The organism is Lacihabitans lacunae, from assembly GCF_042649125.1.
GTDB lineage: Bacteria > Bacteroidota > Bacteroidia > Cytophagales > Spirosomataceae > Leadbetterella > Leadbetterella lacunae.
In genome coordinates this window covers 3,889,259-3,905,527 of sequence record NZ_JBHRYQ010000001.1, presented here as the reverse complement: position 1 = coordinate 3,905,527, position 16,269 = coordinate 3,889,259, and the positions used below count along the sequence as shown (strand labels likewise).

Genomic DNA, 16,269 nt, shown 5'->3' with positions numbered 1-16,269 from the left:
TATATTATTTTAGAATTGTACTTGTATTACCTAAACCACTCGTTTGATCAACAGCAACTTCAACAGAAGCCTCGTCTTGTGGTAAATACTTCATTGCTTTCGCTTTTAAATTAGCAGGTACTTTTTCAAGTAATGCTGCATTTTCTGTTAGTAAAGGCTTTTGATCCTTCTTCCATTTTTCGTAATCCGCAGGCTCATCAACCACTAATAATAACTTCATACCAAAGTGAGAACGACCACAAATCTCCGTACAAGCAATTTCGTAATTGAATTCAGGATTAGCTAAATCGGCTCTCATATCCGCAGTAGATTTATCTGCAGTAAACCAAAACTTAGTAGGCATTCCAGGAACAGCATCCATTTTTACTCTCATGTGAGGAATAAATACACTGTGCAATACATCCCTTGCTCTAATTTTCAAAAGTACTGGTTTACCTTTAGGAATATGAAGTTCTGAGGTATTTGAAAAATCATCGAATGAATTTTCATCTGAAAAATCAACACCCATTGGGTTACCACCAGCATCGTCCATAAGCTTGTAATTGTAATTACCTAACTTATTATTATCAACTCCAGGATAACGTACTGTCCATGCAAACTGTTTTCCCATAATTTCAATAACTTCGGAATCAGCAGGAGCTTCCGCAGTTATTTTAGTCCAAACTCGCAAACCAGAAAATACAAGACCAGCCATGATAACCGCAGGAACAGCAGTCCAAATAACTTCTAAATTATTATTGTGGGTATAAAAAGTCGCTTTTCTACCTTTCTGATATCTGTATTTATAAGAAAAGTAAAATAGAACTGAGTTAACAACAAAAAACGCAATCATGATAACTGCCATTGATAGCCAAAACCAAAAGTCAGTCTCTTTACCATGAATAGATGAAGATTCAGGTAAAAAATATTGTTTAGCATCGAAATAAGACCAAAAAATACCTACAATACTAAGCAACCAAAACACAAACAAACCAGCACCGTTTGCCGAGTTGCTTTTATCTGGAGCACCTAAATACTCCGATTCAGACTCAGCTTCTGCACCCTTAATACCCTTCATTATAGACTGAGTACGATTAACAACAAGAACCGTAAGTACTATAAATATTAAAGCTAAAATTGAAATTAAAATCGTCATTTTATTTAAATTATATTCTTAAAAGTAAATCAAAATGTTAAACCAAATTGTTTAAAATTAAATATCGTGATGTAAACTTTCTTCTAAGAATGGATGATTCTTAGCAATCAAATTAGCTTTTGAAAGTTGATTTGCAACAAAATAAATAAATAATGATGCAAATGTTAAAGTAGTTCCCCACTCTATGATACCAATGCCACCTTGCTCTTTAGCAATTCCAGGCATTTGCATTTGATAAAAATCAAACCAATGTCCCATCAAAATTGATCCACAAGCTAATTTTAAGAATGTATAGTTTCTCTTTGACTCACGAGCCATTAAAATCAAGAAAGGAAATACAAAGTTTAAAATTAAATTTATTATAAACGGAGCAAAATATCTACCATCGAAACCACTAAAACGTTCTCTGAAATAAATAGTCTCTTCCGGAAGGTTGGCATAAAAAATCAATAAAAACTGACTAAACCAAACATACGTCCAGAAAACTGAAAACCCAAACATCAATTTACCAAGGTCATGAATAGAACTAAATTTAACAGCTTTTAAATAGCCTTGTTCTTTAAGCAAAATGATAGTAAGCATAATTGCAGCTAAACCTGCAACATGCCAAGAAGCTAAATGATACCAACCAAACATAGTTGAGAACCAGTGTGGATCAATTGACATTGAAAAATCCCAAGCGGCAGTAGAAGAAGTAACAGCGAAAAAAATCAAAAATGCTTTCGAATAATTTCTACTTTTTGTATAATAAAGTAGGTCATTGTGTTCATCTTCTAGTAGGGAATTTTTTCTAATTTGAGTCCATAAGTAGTACCATATCGCAAAATATGAAACCATTCTAATCAAAAAGAAAATATCATTTAAATACCACGATTTACCCGCAATTATTTTATCATAATTTGCACTACCTTCAGTCATGATACCTTCATGCGTCCAGTGAAATATAATGTGTTTCGTATCTGGAATTAAATAAAGTGCAAGCATGATAACTGCTGGCACAATTATAAATGATGGAAAAGCTTCAGGTACCCTTTTAAAGGAAGCATACCAACCAGCCTTAGCAACATAATTATACGCCATGAAAAATACTCCGACAACAGATATTCCTAAAAAGTAAACACTATTCATCCAAATATTAGCCACAATTCTAGACATGAGTGTAGCTCCATGGTGCTCACCACCATGTTCACCTCCCGAATGTGAAGCACCATGAGCTGCTGATTCCCAAACACCAATGCTCCAATGATTCGTGATTAGAAAAGCTCCAAGAGCAACAAGTACAACTCCCAAAATAGCCGAAAAAATCAGCTTCTTTTTAAGTTCAGGACTAAATTCAAATGATTCATCTAGTGAAGGTATTTCGTGCTTATGAGCCATTATATTATTATTTACGATTTCTTCTATTAAAAAACATTAACTAAAATTAACTACCAAGTTGCAGTCTATGTACATAGTGCACAATCTTCCATCTTTCTTCAGGTGTAACTTGAGCACCATGAGGCCACATTCTACCTTTACCAAAAGTAATAACATGGAAAATATGCCCATCATTCATATTTTTATATGCATCTGAAGCATAGTTAGGAACACCTTTATAAACCGCACCTACTTTACCATCTCCGGCACCACCAGCACCATGACAATGCTGACAATTCTTTTCATATAAAACTTTACCTTGATCTTCCACGCTTTCTGACCAAGGAATAGGATTTTTTAAAGTAGCTTCTGCCACTTGTAAACCATTCTGATCAATATTATAAATCATTAAGTCATTAACTACAGAACTGTCATCTTGCACAAATGATGTCTTGTAATTTCTTCTTGAGATTGTACCTTTAACAGGTTCTCTCATATTTAATCCAAGTGGATTTATTGCATTTTTCTCAATCTGAGATTGAGACTCATAACCTATTGAGTTATACATATTCGGAGCATACTCCCATCCTGTATCGTTTGGTCCACTACATGAGCTCAAAAACGCACCAACAGAAAGAAGTAAAATATAAATACGTAAGCTTTTATTTTTCATCTTGCTTAATTATTAATTCGATCAAATTTCTTTTATATTAACTTCAGAAGCACCAACTGATTTTAACATTTCAGTAATATCTACTTCAGAAACTGAGTTCTTATCTGTATCAATTGCCATAACAAACTTATCATCTGTACTTCTTGGGTCAAAAATTACAGGCTTATTTGATGGCCCTAAACCTTCCATGAAGAAAAAGGTAAACGACATACCAAAAGCAGCTAACAAAACTGTTAATTCAAAAACGATTGGAATATTCGTAGGAAAAGGGAAAAAGTTCTTTCCACCTATATTCATTGGCCAGTCAACACCTAAAGTCCAAAAAGTAAGTAGGAATGCTAACGTAGTACCAGTGATACCAAACAAGAAAGCAGGAACCCCCATTCTTGGTCTTTCATATCCTAATACATGGTCTAAACCATGAACAGGATAAGGACAAAATACTTCGTGAATTTTAATATTGCTACCTCTTACTTTGGTAACAGCATCCATAACAACGTCTTCGTCATCAAAAATGCCAACAATATATTTTTTATCTGCCATTTTATTTTAAATTTCTTGAATTAATTAATGAGACGAAACTTTTGATCCTTCACTTGTCTTTTCAGAAGACGACTTCAATACAGATTTAACTTCCGCCATATTAATAACTGGCAAGAACTTAGAGAACAAGAAGAAACATGTGAAAAAGAAACCAAATGAGAAAATATAATCTCCAATATCACCCATTCTTGGCGTAAAGTACGTCCAACTAGAAGGAAGGTAATCTCTATGTAATGAGGTTACAATAATAACGAAACGCTCAAACCACATACCGATATTTACCACTACAGCTATCACAAACGAAACCACTATATTTTCACGCATTTTTCTAAACCAGAATACCTGCGGTGATAATACGTTACATGTCATCATAGCTGCATACGACCACCATAATGGACCAGTAGCACGGTTTAAGAAAGCATACTTTTCATATTCAACACCAGAATAAGCAGCAATGAAAAACTCAGTGATATAAGCAACACCTACAATAGAACCAGTAAGTGTAATAATTTTATTCATCAAACTAATGTGCTCTAAAGTAATATAGTCTTCTAATTTATAAACTACTCTAGTAACTAACATAAGATTTTGAACCATCGCAAAGCCTGAGAAAATTGCACCGGCTACGAAATATGGAGGGAAAATAGTAGTGTGCCATCCCGGTATTACTGAAGTCGCAAAGTCAAATGATACAATAGTGTGAACTGAAAGTACCAAAGGAGTAGAAAGACCAGCTAATATTAAAGAAACGTCTTCATATCTAGCCCAAGATTTAGCTCCACCAGTCCATCCTAGTGATAAAGCACCGTATATAGTTTTACGAACCCCAGTAGCTCTATCTCTAATAGTAGCTAAATCTGGAACCATTCCGATAAACCAGAACAAGCATGATACTGAGAAATATGTAGAGATTGCAAAAACGTCCCATACAAGTGGCGAGTTAAAGTTAACCCAAAGTGAGCCAAATGTGTTAGGTAACGGAAGTGCCCAATAAGCTAACCAAGGACGACCCATGTGCATCAAAATAAAGGACGCAGCACAAAGTACAGCGAAAATGGTCATTGCCTCTGCAGCTCTGTTAATAGATGTTCTCCATTTTTGACGGAACAATAAAAGAATAGCGGAAATAAGTGTACCAGCGTGACCAATACCTACCCACCATACAAAGTTGGTAATATCCCATGCCCAACCTACTGTTTTGTTAAGACCCCAAACACCAAGGCCTTCCCACCAAGTCCATAACACCCAGCCACCACCATAAAGTAGTACTAGTACTGAAATGGAAAATGCTACTTTCCATTCTTTTGTAGGCTTGGATTCTACATGTCTGCAAATATCCTCAGTAACATCGTGGTAGGTTTTACCTCCAGTTACTAGATGTTCTCTTATAGGTGAAACTACTGACATAATTCTATCCTAAATTTATGTTAGGAACTATTTTTTAAGTTAATAAATATTTTAAATACAAAAGATTAATGAGCGTGTTCTGCTGGTGCAGTGTGTGCAACCTCAGCTTTCGCTATACTTTCGTCTTTATTTCTGATTTTTACTAAATAACTAACTTGAGGTCTAACGTTTATTTCCTCTAATACTTGGAATGCTCTACCTTCATCTTCAGCTTTTAACAATCTAGAAATTTTAGATTCTGGATCTAACATATCTCCGAATGTTATTGCATTTGTAGGACAAGATTGCGAACATGCCGTTTCGATTTCTCCATCTACCGGACGACGCTTCTCTCTTTTAGCAGTCAATTTTCCTGACTGAATACGCTGAACACACATTGAACATTTCTCAATAACTCCTCTTGATCTAACAGTTACATCAGGATTGATGACCATTCTACCAAGTTCGTTATTAAAGTGATAATCAAAGTTATCATTATCAAAGTATTTGAACCAGTTAAATCTTCTTACTTTATACGGACAGTTGTTTGCACAATATCTTGTACCCACACATCTGTTATATGTCATTTGGTTAAGTCCTTCTGAACTGTGTGTAGTTGCCAATACTGGACAAACTGTCTCACACGGTGCATTAGAACAATGCTGACACATCATCGGTTGGAATACAACTTCAGGATTTTCAGAAGCAATTTCCATTGCTTTAAATCCATCTACACTGTATCCTTCTTCATGAGGAGCATCTGAGCTATAGTAACGATCAATTCTTAACCAGTGCATCTCTCTAGCTCTAGCCACTTCAGCTTTACCTACTACAGAAACGTTGTTTTCAGATTGGCAACTCACTAAACACGATGCACAACCTGTACAAGTGTTAAGGTCAATTACCATTCCCCAACTGTGATTCTTCTTCTCGTGACCGTTCCAAAGCGTAATTGAATACGGCTTTTTAAGTCCTTCTGAAGTAGTAATCATTGGCTCAAATCTACCAGCCTTTACATTCTTAACATATTCGCCAAGGACTGACTCTTGCACAACTGCCTGACGACCCATTACAGTCTCATGCGTTTGTGTTTGTGCCAAAGTATATCCAGAGTTTACTTTTTCAATCGTAACTCCACTTGCACTTAGCGTGCTTGGGTTTGATAAAAGTGCTAAAATATCAGCACCAGTATTTCCTGCTTTACCTGCAGCAGTTCTACCAAATCCCATAGCTACTGAAACAGTTCCATGAGCTTGGCCTGGTTGAATTAATACAGGAAGCTCAACACTTTTACTTCCAACTGTTAATTTAATAATATCACCTTGAGCAATATGTAGCTCTTCTGCTGTTTTGGCAGAGAAAGCTGCTGTATTTTCCCAGGTAACCTTTGAAACAGGATCTGGAGTTTCAAGTAACCAAGGGTTATTAGCCTGAAGACCAGTCCCCAATGTTACACTTTCAAATACTGAAAGCTCAATTCCAGTTGATTTAGTAGATGAAATTGCAGCAGCAGCAGCAGCCAAATTACCAGCAAATGAAGCACCTACAATATTTGCATTTGGAGCTTCGTAAACACCATCATGTAAAGCTTGAACCCAAGTCTTACCGTTTAGGATATTAGAGTTCCAATAGTTTTTCAAATATGCTTGATAGTCAGAAGCAGCTCCAGCCCATGTTAATAAACTAGATTCTGCTTGTCTTGAGCTAAATATATTTGAAATAACCGGCTGAGTCAATGAATAGTATCCAGTTTTTGGAGAGGCATCACCCCACGATTCTAGGTAGTGAGCACTTAAAGCAACATATTGACACTGAGAAGCTGTTTCATCTGCTCTTTCAGAAATTGCTACGCTAAGTTTAGCCTTCTTTAAACCAGAAGAAATTGCAGAACCTCCTACAAAATCATATACAGGATTTGAATTAAGGAAAATAACAGCATCAACTAGACCCGAATTAAGATCTTTTACAAACTGTGCCATCTCGGCATCATTTCCTTGCTTATAATTTACAGTTGTACCAAAATCAATGGTAGAACCAATATTTCCTAATAAACTGTTGATTCCATTCACCAATGTCTGCACATTTGGATTGTTAGAACCACAAACAACTAAACCAGTACCTTTGGCTTTAACCAGGTCAGAAGCACACTTATCTAAATATTCAGTTGAAACTTTAGAAGCACTTACAGATGAAGTAGAGCCAAGCAGCGAAGCTACTTTGTTGTATAATGCAGCAACGAAAGCTCCTTCTTCAGAAGGTTTGAACATACCCCTATAATCCGCATTTGCACCAGTTACAGACATCCCTGTCTCAAACTGAAAATGGCGAGACATTGTTTTTTTACCCCCTTTTTCACTCGAAAGTCTTCTTCCTTCAGCCCATTGCGAAGCATATTCAATTGGAGACAACCATGTTCCTAAGAAATCACAGTTAATACCAACTATTACATTTGCTTTGTTGAATAAGTAAGATGGAATAGCCGCTTTACCGAATGACGACGCATTGGCTGCGATCAAACCAGAAGCAGAGTTTGTATCATAAGATACGTGTTGCGTGCTTGGGTACTTCGACTTAAAGTCTGCAATTACAGCCTTTGTGGTTGGAGAGAGGATTGTGTTTGAAACAATTCTAATGTTAGATGAAGAAGAAAGACCTTTGGTCACTTCTTTGTCTAAAATATCCCAAGTGATATCTTTTCCACCCTTAGTAGGGCTTTTTAATTTTTCATTATCATAAAGTGAAAGAAGCGACGCGTGAACAGCAGCACTTACACCACCTTTAGTTACACCTGACAACTTATTTCCTTCAATTTTTACAGGACGCCCTTCTCTAGTTTTAACTAAAATAGAACAATATTGACCTGCTTGTGCAAAAGTGGAAGCGTAGTAGTTTGGTATACCTGGCTCAACCTCTTCTGGTTTGTTTAAGTAAGGGATGGTTTTTCTTACAGGAGCATCACATGCTGCTAAAGAAACCGCAGCTACCCCAAAACCTAACATTTTAAGGAAGTCCCTTCTATAAGTACCTCCTTCAAGACCTTCAAGGTTAAATTCTTTATCAGCGTTTTTAACGACATCGATATCGTTTTTTAACTCTTCAATACCTTTCCAATACCTTTTATTAGTATTCTCCATGAGTTGATTACTTCTTAATTTCGAGGTTTATAAATATTAATAATGACATTTAGCACACTCAAGTCCACCTATGTCTTCCACTTTCATACTTTCTTTTGAAGTGCTATTATGTGCTGTTAACAAAGCATCATAGTAAGCATTCCCTTTAGCATTTACATCTGTCTTTCTGTGACAGTCAATACACCATCCCATTGTCAAGGTGTGTCTTTGTTGTACAACTTCCATTTTTGGAATTTCACCGTGACAGTTTTGACATTCTAAGCCCGCAACATTGGTATGCTGTGAGTGATTAAAGTATGCCAAGTCTGGCAAATTATGAACTCTTACCCACTCAATCGGTTGATCTTTTTCTAATGCAGTATAAATTTTCTGAATCTCAGGAGATTCTCTTTTTATAGCATTGTGACAGTTCATACAGATACTTGCAGAAGGGATACCCGCTTGCTTGCCTTTGTAAACTCCTGTATGGCAATATGCACAGTTAATCTCCATTTCACCAGCGTGTAACTTGTGAGAGAAATTAATTGGCTGCTTTGGAGCATAGCCTTGGTGAACACCAATGCCGTAAAGTCCGTCAAGAGTTGCTTTGGTACCTAAGATAATAAATAACCAAATCACTGCTGAGCGAATAGTTTTGTTTGCAGATAGCACTTTAAAGTTTTCCTTTAAAGATTCAAGTGAAATACCTCCACCAGTTTGCTCTCCTTGACCAGAAATTTTGCTAAGTAGATTTAACACCGCTAATAAAGCAACCAATACCAATGCCATGATGGCAAGTAAAGCTACTAAAACGATGTTGAAAAATTTACCTCCGCCAGTTTCTTGAGGAGCATCCTGAGCAGCACCGTCTGCTGGAGCAGCAGATGCAACAGGAGCTTCATTTGAAGCTTTAACGTAAGCTAGGATATTCTTAATTTCCGCGTCACCAAATGAAGGGAAGGCGGTCATTTGTGTTTTGTTATATTTCTCATACAACTCAACTGCATATTTATCGCCAGAAGCGATTACTGAAGCTGGATTATTAATCCATTTCTTCAACCATGCAAAATCACGTCTTTCCTCAATTCCTTTTAATCCAGGACCCACCACAACAGACGCATCAGATGCGTGACACTGAGCACAGTTATTTTTAAATAATTTTTCCCCAGCCGCTGCATCAGCGTCTTGAGCAAAAACACCATTTGTCATTAACATGAAGCCAATAACAAGAACGCTTAATTTTTTGTAAATTTTATTAATCATTTTCAATATAGAATAATGCCATTTTTCAGATTGCAAAGCTAAGCTAGGAATAGTTTTTATCAAAAATATGGTATATATTTTTTCCTAGGCACTTAAAATTTAGAATGATTTTAAATAAGAATATAAATGCCTGAAAACGTGAAGGTTAATAAATAAAAATACCATTTGTAAAACAAACTCAAGGAGCGTCACAAATGGTATTAAATTAAGTTCATTGAACTTTTTTTTCAGAGGTCCCGAGCGGATTCGAACCGCTGTAGAAGCTTTTGCAGAGCTCTGCCTAGCCGCTCGGCCACAGGACCTTTTCTCTGTTTCCCTTATGGGAGTGCAAATTTACTACCAAAAAGAGTTATTCCCAAAAATAATTGCAAAATAAAAGTTGGTCATTCATAAATCCAGCCAAAAACACAAGGCATCAAACTGAATATCAAGTAAATATCATTCAAAAATAAATTTCAAAACATAAAAAAAGGGCTACGTATAACGTAACCCTTCTTAAATATTCAATCAAAAAGATTAAGCTTCTTCGTCAGAACCTTTCTTTTTTGTTGCTTTTTTCTTTGGAGCTTCACCGCTCTCCATTTGATCTTTCAAAGCTGCAAGAGCTGAAAGGTCACCTAAGGTAGATTTCTCTGCTTCTGGTAACTTAGTTTTCTCGGTCTTTGTGGTAGCCGCTTTCTTCTTATCAGCTTTAGGCTCTTCAGCAGAAGGTGCTTCCCAGATTTTAGAGTGAGAAAGAACAATCTTCTTCTCTTCTTTGCTAAATTCAATTACTTCGAAAGCAAGTTTGTCACCTACTTCACCTAAAGTACCGTCTTCTTTAGCAACAGCTTTAAGGGCAGCATATCCTTCGATTCCGTACGGAAGCTCAAGATTCACTTGCTTATCTGTCTTACCTACGATTGTACACTCGTGTACTGAACCGATTTCGAATACTGTTTCGAAAGTATCCCAAGGGTTTTCTTCTAGGTGCTTATGAGAAAGTGCTAATCTTCTGTTTTCGCCATCAAGTTCAAGAACTACAACTTCAAGCTCATCACCGATTTTAACGAAATCAGATGGATGTTTGATTTTCTTAGTCCAAGAAAGATCTGAAACGTGAACAAGGCCGTCGATACCTTCTTCTAATTCAAGGAATAAACCGAAGTTGGTAAGGTTACGAACTGTTCCTTTGTGTTTTGTACCGATAGCATATTTAGCTAAAAGATCTTGTTTTGTCCAAGGATCTTCTGTCAATTGCTTAATACCTAATGACATTTTTCTTTCTTCTTTGTCAAGAGTTAAGATCACAGCTGCAATCTCATCTCCTATTTGAAGGAAGTCAGATGGATTTCTTAGGTGCTGCGACCAAGACATCTCTGAAACGTGAATTAGACCTTCAACACCTGGCTTAAGCTCAAGGAATGCACCGTAATCCGCAATGTTTACGATTTTACCTGTTACTTTAGAACCTACTTCAAGGCCTTCAGCTAATGAATCCCAAGGATGAGCCTCAAGTTGCTTCATACCAAGAGAAATACGTTTTTTATCATCATCGAAGTCAAGTACCACGACCTTGATTTTGTCATCAAGATTAAGAACTTCATTCGGATGATTAACTCTACCCCATGAGATATCCGTAATGTGAAGTAAACCATCAACACCACCTAAGTCAATAAACACACCGAAGTTTGTGATATTTTTAACCACACCTTCAAGTACTTGACCTTTCTCAAGGTTTGTAAGAATTTGTTGACGCTGAGTCTCAAGGTCTTTTTCGATAAGAACTTTGTGAGAAACAACCACGTTATCGTTTGCATGGTTAATTTTAACCACTTTAACTTCCATTCTTTTACCTACAAATACATCGAAATCTCTGATTGGCTTAACGTCAATTTGAGATCCTGGCAAAAAGGCTTCAATTCCGTAGATGTCTACAATAAGACCACCTTTAGTACGACGCTTGATAAGAGCATCTACAATGATGTCTGTCTCAAGAGCAGCTTCAATTTTAGTCCAAGCAGTAAGGATTCTAGCTTTCTTACGTGAAATTACTAGTTGACCTAGAGCATCTTCTTGTTTCTCGATAAATACTTCAACTTTGTCTCCAACCTTTAGATCTGGAAGGTCACGAAACTCAGAACGAGAAACAATACCGTCAGATTTAAAACCAATGTTTAACAAAACTTCTCTGTCAGAAATACCCACAACTAGAGCATCTACAACGTCTTTTTCTTCGATTGCTGAAAAAGTATCACCGTAAACTTTTTCTAATTCTTCTTTCTCTGCAATAGAATAACCGGCACCAATGCCTTTTTTTGTTACTTTGTCCCAATCGAAATCAGGAAATGTATGATTTGCCATATATATTTGTAAAGTGCTCATAATTACATCAATAGCTCGAGCAATACTATTGAATTTGATTAAAAAATTATAATACCCTTATAAAAAGGACTGCAAAGGTAAGAAAAGTAGAAATAAATAAAAATGTTGTGAAGCTTTTTTTTAGCCTAAAGTACTCTTTTTCAATTTTTTATCTTCTTTTGTTGAGAAACGGGAGCCAAGTCTCTTGAAGTGAGCCCGAACAATCCCTTACAAACATGATAAAAGAAGGCTTAAATGGCGGAGTTTGCATAGGCATTTTAGCCTCATCAGGAGTCAAATGACCTTTCTTTGAATTGCAACGCCTACAAGCTGTTACTAAGTTTTCCCAATTGGTTTTACCCCCACGTGACTTTGGATATACATGGTCAATGGTCAGGTCACTTTTACTTCCACAATACACACAGGCGTTTGAGTCTCTCCTAAACAGGTTTTGCCTGGTCATAACCACACCTTTGTAAGGCACTTTTACGTAATGATATAGGCGAATAATTGAAGGAAATGGATAGGTGGAATTTACAGATTTAAGGTTTTGAAAGGGAATATCAGCTACTAATTCGGCTTTGTTGAGATAAACAAGCAAAAATGCTTTAGGAACATTACAGATACTTATAACACTATAGTCTGCATTTAAGATTAATACTTTCTGCCCCATAAACAATTAAATTTTTTTTAAGTAATTAACTGTCAGGCAATTTAATGAAATAAACTTTAGATTAAAACTAATTTTGCAGATTTTACAAAAGCATAATTTCGAGAATAAAAATCAATTACTACCCTCTTTCTAAATCTCTGCTTACATCTCTTTCTTTGATACTATCTCTTTTGTCAAATAGTTTTTTTCCTTTTGCAAGAGCAATGTCTAATTTGGCCAAGCCAGTTTCGTTAATATACAATCGGGTGGGAATTATTGTAAGACCTTTGTCGGTCAATTTACTTGCCAACTTTTTAAGTTCCTTTTTGGTAAGTAGCAATTTCCTATCTCTAAGTGGTTCGTGGTTATAGTGTGTACCTTGTTCGTATTTTGAAATATTTAGATTTTTCACATAAAGTCCATCTTCTTTGAAAATACAAAAAGCATCTGATATGTTTACTTTACCTAATCGGATTGACTTGATTTCGGTACCTGTCAGCACCATCCCAGCCAAGTAAGTATCAATGAAAGCATATTCAAATTTTGCTTTCTTATTCGGAATATCTATTTTTTTGGCGAAATTCATTTTCTATAACAATTATAAAAGGAACACAAAGGTATACAAAAAAAATCCCCGCCTCAATTATAGTGGCAGGGATTCCGACTTACGTGCTTTCCTAATAATCCATGTGCTGACCGAAGTCTACGAAGGATTAAATTTTCATGAACCGAAGTTCAAATATCTTTAAGTGGCGTGTTATCAGCTAACAAAAATATGTTGTCTTCTACAAAATTCCAATCAATTTATAAATTTTATCTAAATAAATATTGAAAGAATCAATATGTATCCGTTTAATAATTAAATTCTCGTTTAGTAGCTTTGCCAATTCTATGCCAAAAAAATACGCTTTTTAAAATAATATTTTTCTGCATTTAACAAATAACAATAACCGACTGAAATTAAAAGACTTAATACTAGTAAATAAAATATTTTAAATAAGAAATGAATGGATTTTGTATTAATTTTATATTTAAAACATACTTATGCCAAAACTATTTGGCTTAAAAAGTGAAAAAAAATGTCAATATTGCCTTTGATTTTTAATTAAACTGAACAAATTGTTAAATACATCATTACAATCTACCGCCAAGCCCCAAGAGACAGCGATCTTGGTTGGGGTGATATCACAAAAGCAAAACGCTGACAAAACGAAAGAATATCTGGATGAATTGGCTTTTCTTGCCGAAACTTCTGGTGTGCAAACTAAAAAGGTATTTGTGCAAAGATTAACCACTCCTGATCAAAAGACATTTGTGGGAAAAGGAAAACTTGAGGAGATACTTACTTGGATTACAATAAACCCGGTGGATACCATCATATTTGATGATGAGCTTAGTCCTTCACAAGTAAGAAACCTAGAAAGAGCTTTTGAAAACATAAAGGTCTTAGACAGAAGCTTATTGATATTGAATATTTTTTCTCAAAGAGCACAATCAGACCAAGCCAAAAGGCAGGTGGAATTGGCTCAGTACAAATACTTACTACCCAGACTAACTCGTATGTGGACTCACCTCAGTAAACAAAAAGGAGGTATTGGTATGCGTGGACCAGGAGAGAAAGAACTTGAGACTGATAAAAGGATAGTACAAGACAGAATTTCCTTACTTAAGGAAAAATTGCTTAAAATAGACAAACAGTCGGCCACACGAAGAAAAGAAAGAGACAGAATAGTTCGGGTCTCATTAGTAGGATATACAAACGTTGGTAAATCAACTTTGATGCAGCGTATAGCCAAAACTGATGTATTTGCCGAGAACAAACTATTTGCCACTATAGACTCAACTGTAAGAAAAGTAGTGTTGGCACGTATACCGTTTTTATTGACAGATACCGTTGGTTTTATAAGAAAGCTCCCGACAACCCTTATTGAATCTTTTAAGTCTACCCTCGACGAAATCAGAGAAGCAGATATATTAATTCATGTGGTGGATATTTCACATGTGTCTTTTGAAGAGCACATTGAAATAGTAAATACTACTCTGGCTGATATAGGAGCAAATGATAAACCTACCTTATTGGTGTTTAATAAACTAGACCAATACGAGCCGGAATCAAACGAAGGATTAGATAAACATTTGGCTACGGAAGAAGATTTAAAAATAAACCTGGAAAGATTCAGGAATAGCTATCTACAAAAAAATACGGAAAATGTGGTATTTATTTCGGCTACCGAAAATCAAAATATCGCGGAACTAAGAGAAGTATTAGTGAAACTGGTACAAGAAAGGCATTTTCAGATTTACCCAAACTGGGATGCCTCGCAAAACCCTATGTACGACTGGCAAGGAGAAATTTAACTAAACCTTATATATGAACAATCAACCTAACCAAACCAATTTACCTGCATTGTACACACTAATGACGGTATGGTTTTTCTGGAGCTTCGTGGCAGCTTCAAATGGTATTTTAATACCGCTATTTAAAGAGAAATTTGAATTACAGCAGTGGCAAGCCCAATTGGTGGACTTTGCATTTTACGCTGCATATTTTGTAGGTTCGGTTATATATCTATTACTCTCTAGATATATGAAAACTGATATCTTAAACAAAATTGGTTACAAAAACGGTATCATTTACGGACTTATTATTTCGGCTATTGGCTCATTGATCTTTTATCCGGCCGCAGAAACTAAGTCTTATTTTTTACTACTTACTGCACTTTTTGTGGTTGGCTTGGGGTTTTCGCTTCAACAAACTGCTACGCAGCCATTTATGATAGCTTTGGGGCCTCCAGAAACTGGTGCTACAAGAATCAACCTTGGAGGAGCGGTAAATAACCTAGGTGGCACATTCGGGCCTTTGATTGTGTCCTTCGCCATTTTTGGCTCGATAGACCCTGAAGCAGCTCTTTCAGCTACTATTGAGTCCGTAAAAGTGCCTTACCTCCTACTCGGAGTCTTATTTGTGTTAGTTGCGATATTTTTCTGGGTATCAAAACTTCCAAGAATTACAAATGACGAGACAGTAGAAACTGGTTTTGGTGCATTAAAATACCCACAATTGGTTTTGGGTATGACGGCTATTTTTGTATATGTAGGCGTAGAGGTAACAATTGGAAGTAATTTGCCCGAGTATTTAAAAGAGACCCAAGGCTTGGTTTCTTCACAGGTTTCTAAATATGTATCCTTATTTTGGGGTAGTATGATGGTTGGTCGTTGGACGGCCTCTGTAGGAAACTTTAGTCTGTCAGAAACTACTAAAAAAATCCTTTGGGTGGTAGTTCCATTTTTAGCTTTCGGCTTAGTTTTGTTTGCTAACTCGTTATTGAGTGGAGATGTAAGTGACTTATATCCTTATGGTTTCTGTGTAATCATTATGATTGTTTCGTTTTTTATGTCAAAAGAAAAGCCAGTAAAAACACTTTTGATATACACGGGTGTAGGAGCTATTATGACTTTGATTGGCGTATTTTCAACCGGACAAGTTGCGTTATTTAGTTTAATCAGTGGCGGTCTTTTTTGTTCTATCCTTTGGCCAAGTATATTTTCATTAGGTACTGCAGGACTAGGGAAATACACAAACCAAGGCTCTGCATTTATGATTATGATGATTTTAGGAGGAGCTATTATCCCTGTTTTACAAGGAATATTGGCTGATAAAATTGGAATTCAATTTTCATATATTTTAGCGGCTGCTTGCTTTGGCTATTTGTTCTGGTTCGGAATAAAAGTTCAGAAAGTATTAAGAAACCAAAATATTGATTTTGATAAAGAAGTTGCCAATGTAAAGGGTGGGCATTAAATC

Annotated in this window: 12 protein-coding genes and 1 tRNA gene; 2 read left to right on the top strand and 11 right to left on the bottom strand. The window is 36.0% G+C overall.

Annotation, left to right across the window (positions count from 1 at the left end; genetic code table 11):
• Positions 1-4 precede the first annotated feature (4 nt).
• The 11 genes from ACFOOI_RS16755 to smpB all read right to left on the bottom strand — a co-directional run bounded on the left by ACFOOI_RS16755 (position 5) and on the right by smpB (position 13,050).
• The gene (locus ACFOOI_RS16755; RefSeq protein WP_379839182.1) at positions 5-1,135 is read right to left on the bottom strand and encodes a cytochrome c oxidase subunit II; all 1,131 of its coding nucleotides are present in this window, start codon (positions 1,133-1,135) and stop codon (positions 5-7) included.
• A gap of 57 nt (positions 1,136-1,192) precedes the next feature.
• Positions 1,193-2,512, bottom strand: a complete 1,320-nt coding sequence (locus ACFOOI_RS16750) for a quinol:cytochrome C oxidoreductase (RefSeq protein ID WP_379839181.1) — start codon at positions 2,510-2,512, stop codon at positions 1,193-1,195.
• 46 nt (positions 2,513-2,558) lie between these two features.
• Positions 2,559-3,164: a c-type cytochrome gene (locus ACFOOI_RS16745; RefSeq protein WP_379839180.1), complete on the bottom strand. Its 606-nt coding sequence runs from the start codon at positions 3,162-3,164 to the stop codon at positions 2,559-2,561.
• 21 nt (positions 3,165-3,185) lie between these two features.
• Complete coding sequence (locus tag ACFOOI_RS16740) at positions 3,186-3,707, bottom strand: DUF3341 domain-containing protein (RefSeq protein ID WP_379839179.1); 522 nt, start codon at positions 3,705-3,707, stop codon at positions 3,186-3,188.
• Between the two features lie 24 nt (positions 3,708-3,731).
• Positions 3,732-5,114 carry an NrfD/PsrC family molybdoenzyme membrane anchor subunit gene (gene nrfD / locus ACFOOI_RS16735; RefSeq protein WP_379839177.1) on the bottom strand — a complete coding sequence of 461 codons (1,383 nt, stop codon included), beginning with the start codon at positions 5,112-5,114 and terminating at the stop codon, positions 3,732-3,734.
• A gap of 65 nt (positions 5,115-5,179) precedes the next feature.
• Positions 5,180-8,227, bottom strand: coding sequence for a TAT-variant-translocated molybdopterin oxidoreductase (locus tag ACFOOI_RS16730; protein ID WP_379839175.1), 3,048 nt, complete (start codon positions 8,225-8,227; stop codon positions 5,180-5,182).
• 36 nt (positions 8,228-8,263) lie between these two features.
• Entirely contained in the window at positions 8,264-9,421 is a 1,158-nt protein-coding gene (locus ACFOOI_RS16725; RefSeq protein WP_379839173.1) for a cytochrome c3 family protein, read from the bottom strand.
• A gap of 279 nt (positions 9,422-9,700) precedes the next feature.
• Positions 9,701-9,771: transfer RNA gene (locus ACFOOI_RS16720), tRNA-Cys, on the bottom strand.
• Between the two features lie 214 nt (positions 9,772-9,985).
• Positions 9,986-11,812, bottom strand: coding sequence for a 30S ribosomal protein S1 (gene rpsA / locus ACFOOI_RS16715; RefSeq protein ID WP_379839172.1), 1,827 nt, complete (start codon positions 11,810-11,812; stop codon positions 9,986-9,988).
• A 169-nt stretch (positions 11,813-11,981) separates the two neighbouring features.
• Positions 11,982-12,485, bottom strand: a complete 504-nt coding sequence (locus ACFOOI_RS16710) for an HNH endonuclease (protein ID WP_379839171.1) — start codon at positions 12,483-12,485, stop codon at positions 11,982-11,984.
• A gap of 118 nt (positions 12,486-12,603) precedes the next feature.
• On the bottom strand, positions 12,604-13,050 hold the full coding sequence (gene smpB, locus ACFOOI_RS16705; RefSeq protein ID WP_379839170.1) for an SsrA-binding protein SmpB: 447 nt from the start codon (positions 13,048-13,050) through the stop codon (positions 12,604-12,606).
• A gap of 533 nt (positions 13,051-13,583) precedes the next feature.
• Here smpB and hflX point away from each other — a divergent pair.
• Both hflX and ACFOOI_RS16695 read left to right on the top strand, forming a co-directional pair.
• On the top strand, positions 13,584-14,822 hold the full coding sequence (hflX, locus tag ACFOOI_RS16700; protein ID WP_379839169.1) for a GTPase HflX: 1,239 nt from the start codon (positions 13,584-13,586) through the stop codon (positions 14,820-14,822).
• 13 nt (positions 14,823-14,835) lie between these two features.
• Positions 14,836-16,266 carry an MFS transporter gene (locus ACFOOI_RS16695; protein ID WP_379839168.1) on the top strand — a complete coding sequence of 477 codons (1,431 nt, stop codon included), beginning with the start codon at positions 14,836-14,838 and terminating at the stop codon, positions 16,264-16,266.
• The last annotated feature ends 3 nt before the right edge of the window (positions 16,267-16,269 follow it).